At 44.8% G+C, this 12,196-nt stretch carries 11 protein-coding genes; 7 read left to right on the top strand and 4 right to left on the bottom strand.

The window, feature by feature from the left end; translation table 11 throughout:
- Positions 1-18 precede the first annotated feature (18 nt).
- The gene (locus BW944_RS12345; RefSeq protein ID WP_084193750.1) at positions 19-813 is read left to right on the top strand and encodes an ABC transporter permease; all 795 of its coding nucleotides are present in this window, start codon (positions 19-21) and stop codon (positions 811-813) included.
- A 5-nt stretch (positions 814-818) separates the two neighbouring features.
- Here BW944_RS12345 and BW944_RS12340 read toward each other — a convergent pair whose 3' ends face one another.
- Positions 819-1,283, bottom strand: coding sequence for an SRPBCC family protein (locus BW944_RS12340; protein WP_076560157.1), 465 nt, complete (start codon positions 1,281-1,283; stop codon positions 819-821).
- A gap of 455 nt (positions 1,284-1,738) precedes the next feature.
- Here BW944_RS12340 and BW944_RS12335 point away from each other — a divergent pair, with 455 nt between their 5' ends.
- The gene (locus BW944_RS12335; RefSeq protein ID WP_076560155.1) at positions 1,739-2,704 is read left to right on the top strand and encodes an L-lactate dehydrogenase; all 966 of its coding nucleotides are present in this window, start codon (positions 1,739-1,741) and stop codon (positions 2,702-2,704) included.
- Between the two features lie 29 nt (positions 2,705-2,733).
- The gene (locus tag BW944_RS12330) at positions 2,734-4,359 is read left to right on the top strand and encodes an L-lactate permease (RefSeq protein ID WP_076560153.1); all 1,626 of its coding nucleotides are present in this window, start codon (positions 2,734-2,736) and stop codon (positions 4,357-4,359) included.
- Between the two features lie 203 nt (positions 4,360-4,562).
- Here the strand turns inward: BW944_RS12330 and BW944_RS12325 are convergent, their stop codons facing one another.
- Both BW944_RS12325 and BW944_RS12320 read right to left on the bottom strand, forming a co-directional pair.
- Entirely contained in the window at positions 4,563-5,468 is a 906-nt protein-coding gene (locus BW944_RS12325) for a response regulator (RefSeq protein ID WP_076560151.1), read from the bottom strand.
- 1 nt (position 5,469) lies between these two features.
- Positions 5,470-6,741, bottom strand: coding sequence for a sensor histidine kinase (locus BW944_RS12320; RefSeq protein ID WP_084193743.1), 1,272 nt, complete (start codon positions 6,739-6,741; stop codon positions 5,470-5,472).
- 105 nt (positions 6,742-6,846) lie between these two features.
- On the opposite strand from BW944_RS12320, the gene BW944_RS12315 reads away from it, so the two are divergent.
- The 3 genes from BW944_RS12315 (at position 6,847) to BW944_RS12305 (ending at position 10,532) form a co-directional block, all read left to right on the top strand.
- On the top strand, positions 6,847-8,094 hold the full coding sequence (locus BW944_RS12315) for a dicarboxylate/amino acid:cation symporter (protein WP_076560147.1): 1,248 nt from the start codon (positions 6,847-6,849) through the stop codon (positions 8,092-8,094).
- Between the two features lie 32 nt (positions 8,095-8,126).
- Positions 8,127-9,554: an aspartate ammonia-lyase gene (aspA, locus tag BW944_RS12310; RefSeq protein WP_076560145.1), complete on the top strand. Its 1,428-nt coding sequence runs from the start codon at positions 8,127-8,129 to the stop codon at positions 9,552-9,554.
- Positions 9,555-9,707: 153 nt separating this feature from the next.
- Entirely contained in the window at positions 9,708-10,532 is an 825-nt protein-coding gene (locus tag BW944_RS12305; protein WP_076560143.1) for a zinc-binding dehydrogenase, read from the top strand.
- A gap of 403 nt (positions 10,533-10,935) precedes the next feature.
- Here BW944_RS12305 and BW944_RS14920 read toward each other — a convergent pair whose 3' ends face one another.
- Complete coding sequence (locus tag BW944_RS14920; protein ID WP_143525713.1) at positions 10,936-11,151, bottom strand: SRPBCC family protein; 216 nt, start codon at positions 11,149-11,151, stop codon at positions 10,936-10,938.
- A gap of 202 nt (positions 11,152-11,353) precedes the next feature.
- Here BW944_RS14920 and BW944_RS12300 point away from each other — a divergent pair, with 202 nt between their 5' ends.
- Complete coding sequence (locus BW944_RS12300) at positions 11,354-11,803, top strand: DUF1569 domain-containing protein (protein ID WP_076560141.1); 450 nt, start codon at positions 11,354-11,356, stop codon at positions 11,801-11,803.
- Positions 11,804-12,196 lie beyond the last annotated feature (393 nt).

The raw sequence follows: 12,196 nt of genomic DNA, 5'->3' as shown, positions 1-12,196 counted from the left end.
CAAGTGGAGAATAATTCATTGGAGAAACCACTCATTCTGGAAGAGCGCCCACCCAAAACGACACCAGTGAACGCCGCCCTGACTTTCGCATGGCGTGCCTTGTTACGTATTCGCTATATCCCGGAGCAGCTCTTTGATGTGACAGCCTTCCCGATCATCTTCTTATTGATGTTCACGTACCTTTTCGGCGGAGCGATTTCAGGCTCGACAGGAGAGTACCTGAACTTTGTCCTCCCGGGCATATTGGTGATGACCGTGTCGATGATCACGATGTACACAGGTCTGGATTTGAATAAAGATATCGAAAAAGGCGTCTTTGACCGCTTCCGCTCCCTCCCGATCTGGCAGCCTGCTGTGCTCGTGGGGGCTCTTTTAGTGGATGTAGTGAGATACTCCCTCGCCTCGACGATCATGATCACCCTTGGATACATTCTGGGATTTCGTGCAGAAGCGGGCTTTATAGGAGTTATTCTTGCTGTCCTGGTCATTCTGTTTTTCTCTTTCAGTTTATCGTGGGTCTGGACGATCCTCGGAATCATCGTCCGTTCCGAAAAAGCCCTGATGGCGATAAGTATGATGCTTCTATTCCCACTTACCTTTTTGAGCAGTGTGTTCGTGGATCCATCGACGATGCCGAATTGGCTGCAGCGCTTTGTGGAGATCAATCCGATAACCTTCGTGGTCGATGCTTCCAGAGGCTTGATCCACGGGTACGATGTGACGAGTGAATTGTTGACCATCACCTACATTTCCCTAGGTTTGATCGCCGTATTCGGTACGCTGACGATGTACTTTTTCAGGAATAAGGAGTGAATCAGTTATTTCCCTTGCTTAAATATTTCCTCGACCTTCTGATGCCTATACTTGAAAATTTCATTCAGCTTCTTCTCGATATTGATACGGTGTGCTAGCCGTCCAATCATAGCGTAGGGAAGAGCGTAATGAACAATATCCGTCATCTCTACGCCGTTTTCAATTTCCTTGAAATGATGCTGATGATGCCAGAATCGATATGGACCATGACGCTGTTCATCAATAAAGTACTTGTTCTCCTCCATGTGAGTGATCTCCGTCACCCACTTTAATGTAATTCCAAACACTGGCTGCAAGCGATATGTGGCAACCATACCGGGGTACATGTGTTCAGGGAGCTCTCCGGTAACTTCGAACTTCATCCATGGGGGTGTGATTCTTGATAAGTTCTCTGCACTTGAAAAAAATGCCCATGCCTCACTTATGCTAATCGGAAGCTGCTGGGTTCTCTCGATCTTATATATTCTCACTAGCTCTCACCTCTACGTAAGTTATTCCACTTTTCCTTATAAGTTAATCACTATTATCTCTTTACATTTATTTCCGTCCCTCCAGGTGGAGTCTTTCCGCGGGCATGAATACGGGCTCCCCCAACTTCCGTTTCTATCATCAACCATAGACTTTAACAGAACCTAATGTTAAACATACTTGATTAGGAGAGACCGAATAAATGAGTTGGTTCAATTGTCAGAGTGAGGATTAGACCCTTTATACAGGAGACGTGAATATCGACCAGGAACGTTATCTCCTCTCATACATGTGTACGGGCACAATTGTGAATAAATCATGAACAAGAAAACGGTTACTTAGAAAAATGCTGCAATTATTGTGAAAAAGATAACAGACACCATTGATTTAACGTGATAAATATTAGACAATAATCATGTGATATATTTCACAAAGTTAGAAATCAGGAGGGTTTCATATGAAAAAAGATAAAGTTAATAGAGTTGTACTTATCGGAGCAGGAGCTGTAGGAAGCAGTTACGCATTCGCAATGCTCAACCAGTCTGTTGCTGAAGAACTTGTCATTATCGATTTGAATGAAGATAAAGCTACGGGCGACGCCATGGACTTGAATCATGGAAAAGTATTCGCTCCGAATCCGACAAAGACATGGGCCGGTACTTATCAGGACTGTAAAGATGCGGAGATAGTATGCATCAGTGCAGGTGCCAACCAACAGCCAGGAGAAACCAGATTAGACCTTGTGAAAAAGAATCTGACAATCTTCAAAAAGATAGTATCCGAAGTCATGGCAAGTGGATTCAACGGAATTTTCATCGTAGCGACGAACCCTGTAGATATCCTTACGTACGCGACCTGGAAATTCAGTGGCCTTCCAAAAGAACGGGTGATCGGTAGTGGAACGATTCTGGATTCCAGCAGATTCCGCTATCTCCTCGGAGAGTATTTCGATGTGACGCCGTCTAATATCCATGCAAACATTATCGGAGAACACGGAGATTCAGAATTGCCTGTATGGAGCCACGCAACCGTTGGAGGAGTTCCTATCCTTGAACTGGTGGAACGTCATGAAGAATATAAAGTTGAAGATCTTGAGGAGATTTTTATAAATGTACGTGATGCTGCTTATCACATTATCGAGAAAAAAGGTGCTACGTACTACGGGATCGCTATGGGGCTTACTCGTATGACGAAAGCAATTCTTAATAACGAAAATGTCATTTTGACCGTGAGTGCTTACTTGAACGGCGAATACGGCACAAAAGACGTATATATAGGAGTGCCGGCCATTGTGAACCGAGACGGAGTACGTAACATCGTGGAAGTAAGCTTGAATGAAAAAGAACAACAATTATTCGACCACAGTGCTTCCGTGTTGAAAAACATCCTGACTGCCACCTTTGAAAACGAACCGATATCTTAAATTCAATCATAGAAATGAGCGGATGACCTATGTGGTTGCAACAGTATGACCCTTTTGGAAATATGTTTATCAGTTCTCTTCTTGCAGCTTTGCCGATATTCTTCTTTTTTCTGGCACTGACGCGATTCAGAATGAAAGGAATCCTGGCTGCTTTTCTGACACTTGCTTTAAGTATCTTCGTAGCGGTCCTATTTTTTGATATGCCATTACAGAAAGCTCTTTTTGCTTCCCTGCACGGGATTGCCAATGGCCTGTGGCCGATCGGTTATATCGTCATTATGGCTGTCTGGTTATACAAAATTGCCGTTCGCACGGGGAAATTCACAGTCATTCGTTCCAGTATAGCTTCCATCTCCCATGACCAGCGCCTTCAGCTATTGTTGATCGGCTTCAGCTTTAATGCCTTCCTCGAAGGTGCAGCGGGATTCGGAGTGCCGATTGCCATCAGTGCTGCTCTACTTGTGGAACTCGGGTTCCGTCCACTGAAAGCCGCAGCTCTATGTCTGATTGCCAACGCTGCTTCCGGAGCCTTTGGAGCTATCGGGATCCCTGTTATCGTGGGAGCACAGATGGGGAACCTTGAAACAATGGAACTATCACGGACCTTGGTCTACATTTTACCAATGATTTCGTTTGTCATTCCATTTTTACTTGTTTTTATCTTAAGCGGCTTCAAAGGTGTAGCTGAAACACTGCCTGCATTATTCGTTATTAGCGGTATTTACACAGGAACCCAAATCTTCACGATTCTATTCCTGGGCCCTGAGCTTGCGAACATTCTAGCTGCTCTATTAAGCATGGGTGGTCTTGCACTGTTCTTGAGAAAATGGCAACCGAAGACTATACACCGTGAAGCGAATGCTCCACCGGTGCAACAGGGAGAATCCTACAGTCCGAAAGATATTATCAAAGCCTGGTCTCCTTTCTATATTCTTACCGCAACAATCACACTATGGAGCTTGCCTTCCTTCAAAGCTCTCTTCAACGAAGGCGGGCTTTTGGAACAAACTACGGCCTTTATCCCAATCCCTTTTCTGCACCAGGAGATACAGAAAGCACCACCAATTGCTCCGGATATCACAACCTTAGATGCTCTCTTTAAATTAGATTTGCTATCTGCAACTGGTACTGCAATTTTAGTGGCTATTCTTCTTACGGGATGGTTCAGTTCTGCGATTACATTGCCTGAAGGGATGAATTCATTAAAACTGACCATTAAGGAATTATGGATTCCTGTAATAACCATCTGTTTCGTCATGGCCTTTGCAAACCTATCTAACTTTGCAGGGCTAAGCTCGACTATCGGACTCGCATTAGCTAAAACCGGGGATTTCTTCCCTCTATTCAGTCCTATTCTCGGATGGATCGGTGTCTTCATCACAGGTTCTGTTGTCAGTAATAACGCGCTGTTCGGACATTTGCAAGTTGTTACGGCAAATCAGATTATGGCCAACCCATCTCTGTTACTTGCAGCAAATACAGCAGGTGGAGTCATGGCTAAACTTATTTCCCCGCAATCTATTGCGATAGCGACAGCAGCAGTAAAGGAGACCGGAAAAGAATCCCAGTTGTTCAAAATGACCTTGAAATACAGCTTAGGCCTACTAGTAGTGGTTTGTGTCGTTACATTCTTATTATCCTTAGACGGTATCTGACAATACTCGGTGAAGAAACCGGAAAACACGCTGATTCCCGTAAAGAAACAGCGTGTTTTTTGTGTTCATCAGGTTACAACCAACCACAATCCACATTCTATCTATGACTCTATGAATTACTTCTGTTCCACTTTAACGAAACCTCATGATCAACGTATAAGTAACTCGCTGCTTATTTAGGAAATAACTTTTTTTCAGAATTATCATTTGTCTATGTTCCGTTTCGCTTCCCAGTACAACATCTGAATGAACTTCTTCGTATCTACTCTTATACGATGCCTTTTCCCTTTTTCCAACTCCATCATTTTCTTCCGAACCTGTTCATAGTCGAAGAACGCAGAAGCATACTTGTCGAATACCGGATTCCCGAAATCATCCAGTCCCAGGGACGCGATGTGAGATATAGCCTGATGAACCGCACGTCTAACACGCTGCTCCGCTGCTTTCACTTCCCGTTGAAGCACCAAATGCTTAGCTTCTTTCCCCACTCTATGGCAGGCTAGTTTCTCATAGACGCTTTTGAGAGATGTAGTATCATCTCCGTCTTGCCTGAGATTCTTATCAAGATGATCAATTATTTCCAGAAGATCTTTGGAACCGTTATCCCCGGCGATTCCGAGTTCAACCAGAATGTCGTATCCTTTCTCCTTGATATTTTTCAGTTTTTCCGTTTTCCCTGTACCCGGGCTCTGATCGGTAATAACACTCAAAGAGCGCTGAATGTTCTCAATAGAATGACCCAATAAAATCCTTTCGTTGACTTTCTTCAAAATGCTGACCACTTCCATACGATTCAGAGGTTTCGTAATATAATACTCCACCCCGAGATAGTAAGCCTCTCCTATCAAATCTTTAGTCTCTACTTGAGAAATCATGACTACTTTCCCTTTATACTGTCCCGCTACCTGTTTTACGGTTTCTATCCCGTCTCTCCCTTTCATTAACAAATCTATCAGGAGAATGTCGGCTTTGTTCGCTTCAAGGATAGGTGCGTCGATATCTGCCCCGTCTTCTCTCTCTCCGACTACTGTGCCGAGATCCTCATCTTCGATCATTTCTGTCAACATTGCTCTGACTGATACATCATCATCAACGATAAAGTAATTCATACTAATCCCCCATCTCCATAAGTTTCTTCTCCGACACCTGGATTAGAAAAGAATGTTGACCTTCCTCTTTTTTCAATTTGATCGTCCCCTCCATCTTCTCCACAATTTCCCGTACATATGAAAGACCGATGCCGGTGGAAGGAGAACCGGAGGAGTCGAATTTGGAAGTGTATCCGTGCTCAAAAATAACGTCCTTCACTTTCTCAGGAACTCCCGGTCCATCATCTGTCACCTTGAATTCCAGGCTGTTCCCTCCTCTCTTAACGTTCAACTCCACCTCTCCTTTTGTTTCGATCGCCTCTACCGCGTTGGTGATCAGGTTGTTGAGCAGCGAGAGAAGGACATAGGTCGGGTAGGAAGACTCATGATCATCACTTTCGAATCTGAAGTGGATATCCTTGCCGAGAAATTCCGCATAAGTCGCATTAGATCTCATCAAAATATCCGCGATACTTTTCATACGGAGATACGAAGAACCACTCTCCCTGGAAACGACGTTAGACAACCCCGCATAGATCCGCTGGTTGTCCTTTTTGATTTCATGGACTTTATTAGCTACCCCGAGAAGCGCCGAGGACAGAGCGGGAGCGGGATGCTCATTGCGGTTCACCTGCCTGTATAAATCATAACTCTCTTTGGTCACCATTTCAGCATCTCGCATCGATTTAGATAGATGCGTGACCTCCGCATATAACCCGGAAACGACCATCATTATATGCTCTTTCTGTTGCTTCTGCTGTTCTTCCTCTATTTTTACCTGTTTGTACAAAAGAATATTGAAAAATCCTAGCACAAAAAAACTGCGAATGACAGCGACTTCCACCAATAACCACATCGTTCCATAGTCAAAAGGCTGATTCATCACTCCACTTCTCAACAGAATTTCGACTGTGCTCGAAAAAACCTCCAGCAACACTCCAAAGACACCGATTATGAGTGGTTTATAATAGTATTCAGACACCTTGAAGAACCGGAATAATACACCATAAGTCAAGTAATAGAAAAACACCGGGAAATGGGCCAGAAAAGCTTCTTCCATTCCTGACCTACCTCCATACATCTCCAACCCGATTCTGAAAAGAACGACCGAACCCGCCACACCTATGATAAAGGTCAACCGGTGCAGACTTCTTCTCCACAGTAATAAGAAGAAAAATAAAGGTGTCCCGAAACTTACTCGAAAGTCCCCCTCGAACGGATAAAATTTAAGCTCTCCGGCTAATGGCACTGTGATGAGTACCACCAATAGAAAAAACCATTTCCTTTTGATCACGATAGATCCCCCTTTTAAAAATCACTGAATTCTTCCGTATGTTTTTGTCTTTTTGTGTAGGTATGCGCTTACATTAGTATCTAGTAACAAATATGGAGGGATAACATGAAAAACAATCTCGTGATTCAAATCTTCATCGCATTCTTTTTCGCTATTATCTTAGGTGCTATTGTAGGTCCTGACATCAAAGTAGTACAGCCTTTAGGCGATCTTTTTTTAAGACTGATCAAATTTATTATTGTTCCCCTGGTGTTGTCTTCTCTCGTAGTCGGAGTATCCAGCACCGGTAACTTGAAAGAGCTTGGAAATCTAAGTCTCAAGACTGTTTCCTTTTATATGGTCACAACCGCTATCGCCATTTCCATCGGACTGATGAGCGCGAATCTCTTCTCTCCGGGAACCGGATTGGATATCGACGTTCCGGAAAATCAGCAACAGGTGGAAGCTCAGGAAACGCCCGGTATTCAGGAAACGCTACTGAACATCGTGCCGACTAATCCGATCGCCGCATTGACCGAAGGGAACATGCTTCAGGTCATTTTCTTCGCCATTTTCCTCGGAATCGGGATCACAATGGCCGGGGAGAAAGCCCGCACGCTTTATCAACTATTCGATCAACTCGCAGAAGTCATGTATAAAATCACAGGGATTGTAATGCGATTCGCTCCGATCGGAATCTTCGGTCTTATCGCTCCGACAGTAGGACAGTATGGAATATCAGTGTTATGGCCGTTACTGAAAGTCATTCTGGCTCTTCTGGTCGGGTCACTCGTCCACGTCGTCTTGGTCTACGCCTTTTCCGTGAAGGTATTAGGACAGATGAACCCTATCACGTTTTTCAGAGAACTGATACCTGTCATCATGGTGGCTTTCAGCACATCAAGCAGTTCAGGAACACTACCGATGACCATCAAATATTCTGAAGAAAAATTGAAAGTACCTCGGAAAATCAGCAGCTTTGTCCTCCCTCTCGGTGCAACAATCAATATGAACGGAACCGCCCTTTATCAAGGGGTCTGTATCCTATTCGTCGCTCAGTATTTCGGGGTAGAACTCACCTTCATCGATCAGCTGACCGTCGTATTGACTGCTACACTCGCTTCTATAGGTACGGCAGGAGTTCCGAGTGCCGGACTAATCATGCTTTCCATGGTTATGACTTCCATCGGACTGCCGCTTGAAGGAATCGCTCTGCTCGCAGGAATCGACCGTATCCTCGACATGATCCGTACTTCCGTGAACGTGTTAGGAGATGCTACAGCCGCAGTAGTCGTCAGCTCCTCTGAGAGAAACAACCCCTCCGATGAAGAGGATTATGAAGAAGAAGACTATGCTGAGGTTCATTATGGGTGAACAAATATTTCTACAGGGAAAGGAATGATTTCATGAATCGTCTCTACCGGACAGAAACAGACTCCCTTGGCAAGAAAGAAGTACCTGCTGATGCTTACTATGGAATACAGACGTTGCGGGCGAAAGAAAACTTTCCGATTACGGGGTATGCCCTGAACGAATCTTTGGTCGAGGGCATCGCAATGGTGAAAAAAGCCGCCGCTCTCTCGAACAGGGACATCGGCCACCTCTCCCTTCCTATAAGCGACGCTATCATCGAAGCTGCCGAGGAAGTGTCGGAAGGAAAATGGCATGATCAATTTCTGGTGGACCCTATCCAGGGAGGTGCCGGTACCTCCCTGAACATGAACGCCAATGAGATCATCGCCAACCGTGCCTTGGAGCTGACAGGGAAGGAAAAAGGGACGTACCAACATATCAACCCCAACAATCATGTGAATATGGCACAGTCCACAAACGACGTCTTCCCTACCACCATGCATCTCGCTGTAATAACAGCACTGACGCAGCTCGAGAAGACGATGGAAGAGATGGCTGAGACGTTCAGGAAGAAAGCAGCCGATTTTGACCACATCATCAAAGTGGGGCGCACACACCTCCAGGATGCAGTACCTATCCGGTTGGGACAGGAGCTTCAGAGCTATGAGCGGATGATCGAGCGGGATATCAAACGTCTTAAACGATCCAAAGAGAATTTGTATGAAATCAACATGGGGGCGACTGCTGTAGGGACGGGACTAAATGCCGATCCAACCTATACGAAACTGGTCGTGGAGCATTTAGCTTCAATCAGCGGATTGCCGCTCCGGCCGGCCGAGAACCTGGTGGACGCTACCCAGAATACAGATGCCTACACCGAAATCTCCTCCGCACTGAAGAATACGATGACGAACATGTCGAAGATCGCTAATGATATCCGACTGATGGCTTCCGGCCCGAGAAACGGTCTGGGTGAACTAATCCTTCCTCCCCGTCAGCCCGGCTCTTCCATCATGCCAGGGAAAGTGAACCCGGTCCTGCCGGAAGTGATCAATCAGATCGCTTTCCAAGTCATGGGGAACGATCACACGGTGAGCATGGCTTCTGAAGCGGGGCAGCTGGAGTTGAACGTTATGGAACCGGTGCTGATCTTCAACATCCTGGAGTCCATCACCATCATGAGGAACGGCTTCAACGTTTTCACAGACCTCTGTCTGAAGGATCTACAGGCCAACGAAGAAGCCCTCAAAGAAAACGTGGAACACTGCCTCGGAACCATTACAGCTTTGAGTCCTCATATCGGTTACGATCAATCCTCCCAGATCGCCCAAGAGGGAATCAAAACAGGGAAGACCGTCCGCAGCCTTTGCCAGGAATACAACATCTTGAGCCACGAAGACCTTGAGATTATCCTGGACAGTTATGAAATGACCTACCCCGGAATCGCTGGAGAGCACCTTAAAGAAAAAACAACCGTATAGTGTAGTCAGTGAAAAAGGAATGCCCTCAGAGCATTCCTTTTTTGGATTCAGCGTCTTCCTTACGTAAACTTCTAATCAACCCCCGCTTACTTGAGATTGTCTAAATGTTTCTTACTGGCGAACACGGCTTCACATGGTGTATCATCACGCTTATTGAAACAACCTGCTCAGAAAAGGAGAGGAACATACAATGAAAGCACGATTGTAGAAATCGGAGAAGGTGTTACCGGATGGCAACAAGGTGACCGGGTCGTCTATCACGGCAACCTGCAAAAAAACGGAGCATACGCGGAGTATGCTGTAACGACCGCTCACACCATTTCACGCATCCCGGATAGCGTAAGCTTCGAGGAAGCTGCCGCTCTGCCAACAGCAGGTTACACCGCCTATCAGGCGATCCACCGCAAGTTACCGCTCGACCAGGTAGATACAATCCTGATCCATGCAGGAGCTGGAGGTGTCGGTGGTTTCGGTATCCAACTGGCGAAAGCTGCAGGCAAAAAGGTACTGACTACCGCTTCCAGGCGTAACCACGACTATGTGAAGCGTCTGGGCGCAGACGAAGCGATCGATTACCGGAACGAAGACGTCGCAGAACGGGTCAAAGAGATTACAGATGGCAAAGGCGTCGACGCCGTAGTGGACACCGTGAGTCGTGACAATACAACCGCTTCGCTCGACTACCTCGCTCACCTTGGACATCTCGTATATATCGCTGGCGCGCCTGATTTCATGAAAGTGAAGCCATTTACAATTGTCCCTTCGTACCATGAAATAGACCTTGGCGCGGTTCATCAGGCGGATACCGATTCTCAGAAGGATCTTGCAGTTATGGGAGACGACATGCTTGCGATGGTGACGGAAGAACAGCTTTCTCCACTTTTAAGTGAGACGATTTCCTTAGAAGAGGTACCTCAGGCACTGGAAAGTCTTTCTGAACGTCATGTGACCGGGAAGATCGTAGCGAAAATAAAGTAATAGATCCTAAGATTAAGAATCGAGTAGGAGGAGGTGACTAACCTCCGTCCTCTCACACCACCGTACGTACGATTCCGTATACGGCGGTTCAATAGGTTGAGTTCGCTTTCTTGAAAAGATGATTGAGATTTTTCAATCCCGTCTTTTCAAGACTTTCATTTCGTATTGCTCTATGAAGGATATAACTACAGGCAATATGCCAGTACCCTTTCCTTGTATCCGCCCATTCCCAGGCTTTCTGCCTGGGAATGTTTAATTTCATAAGGTTTTGGTATCTTGTTTTGACCTTCTTCCAACGTTTCCATATAATTTGTCTCAGGCGACGCCGGAGCCATCCAGCTACCCATCACCGCAGATATACTAACATCTGTCTTCTTTCAACAAAGGAAAAATCTCTGCCGCATTATGGACCATAACGCTGTTCATCAATAAAGTACTTGTTCTCCTCCATGTTAGTGATTTCCGTCACCCATCTTAATGTAATTCCAAACACTGGCTGCAAGCGGTAAGTTGCAACCATACCGGGATCCATATGTTCAGGGAGCTCTCCGGTAACTTCGAACTGCATCCATGGGGGTGTAATTCTTGATAAGTTCTCTGCACTAGAAAAAATGACCATGCCTCACTGAAGGAACTGAATTCACTTTTCCATAAACCCCCTTAAGTTATGGAAAAATGTATAAATGTCAAACCACTGCTTATTCAATTAACATTTCTAAACATAAGGACTATGAATAGGATATAATAACGTTAACGTTAAAATACTTTATCGATGACCCATAGCGTTCTTTGTGTGAAATAATAAACGAAGGGTGATTCTAATGAATAGTATTTTTGAATCCACACATACAGATCAAATACTGAGTCGCATAGATAAGTTAACAATTCATTCACAGCCGAAATGGGGAAAGATGAATGTTTCTCAAATGCTCGCTCATTGCTCCGCATTCCAGGATATCGCCAATGGCTACTCTTTCCCCAAGAGAAGTTGGCTAGGGATATTCCTCGGCAGATTCGCAAAACCCCTCTTTTATAATGACAAACCTTTAGCCCACAATTTGCCTACTATCCCAGACATTTTGATCACAAGCGAAAAAGACTTTGAAATAGAAAAAGAAAGATTGAAACAAAAGCTGATAAGACTTCAAAAAAATGGTCCCGAAGCTTGTACAGATCATCCCCACCCTTTTTTCGGGAAGCTCACCTCCGAACAATGGGGAAGAGGGATCTACAAGCATCTGGACCACCATTTAAACCAATTCGGTGTCTAATTGCTAAAGTTTATGTGGAAGAAAAGAAGAATACAAACACGTGTGCCATCTCCTCATTTCTTAACGTTAGTAACCGGAAACTGGCACTTTTTCTGTATATTCAATTTCTCTATTATCTTCGTTTACATAAATGATTATATTATTTCTCTTTTTTTGCTTTTCTCGCCTCTCTTTCATCTTCTCCCTTCATATATTTAATAATATAATACCTGTCGGCACCTAACCCTCCTTCGTTGATCATCATTGATATTTCGTCAGTTCGTGTTTGTTTTTTCTTGTTTATTGGAAATATTCTATCCTCCCTCTTTATATTAATGTATTCTTAGAATTCCTTCGTTTTTCTTCCGTTTTCTTTCGATTCCCAGAAGCATGTGGTAGTCGTAGAATCCTCTA

This window comes from Salimicrobium flavidum (assembly GCF_900156645.1).
Classification (GTDB): Bacteria; Bacillota; Bacilli; order Bacillales; family Halobacillaceae; genus Salimicrobium; species Salimicrobium flavidum.
The sequence above is the reverse complement of the archived record's forward strand: the minus strand, read 5'-3'. Positions and strand labels throughout refer to the sequence as shown.

What these genes read in the sequence shown, in the direction of transcription:
- BW944_RS12335 (WP_076560155.1), top strand. Translation starts at nt 1,739, where the DNA reads ATGAAAAAAGATAAAGTTAATAGAGTTGTACTTATCGGAGCAGGAGCT.
- BW944_RS12330 (WP_076560153.1), top strand. Translation starts at nt 2,734, where the DNA reads ATGTGGTTGCAACAGTATGACCCTTTTGGAAATATGTTTATCAGTTCT.
- BW944_RS12325 (WP_076560151.1), bottom strand. Translation starts at nt 5,468, where the DNA reads ATGAATTACTTTATCGTTGATGATGATGTATCAGTCAGAGCAATGTTG.
- BW944_RS12315 (WP_076560147.1), top strand. Translation starts at nt 6,847, where the DNA reads ATGAAAAACAATCTCGTGATTCAAATCTTCATCGCATTCTTTTTCGCT.
- aspA (WP_076560145.1), top strand. Translation starts at nt 8,127, where the DNA reads ATGAATCGTCTCTACCGGACAGAAACAGACTCCCTTGGCAAGAAAGAA.
- BW944_RS14920 (WP_143525713.1), bottom strand. Translation starts at nt 11,151, where the DNA reads ATGGTCATTTTTTCTAGTGCAGAGAACTTATCAAGAATTACACCCCCA.
- BW944_RS12300 (WP_076560141.1), top strand. Translation starts at nt 11,354, where the DNA reads ATGAATAGTATTTTTGAATCCACACATACAGATCAAATACTGAGTCGC.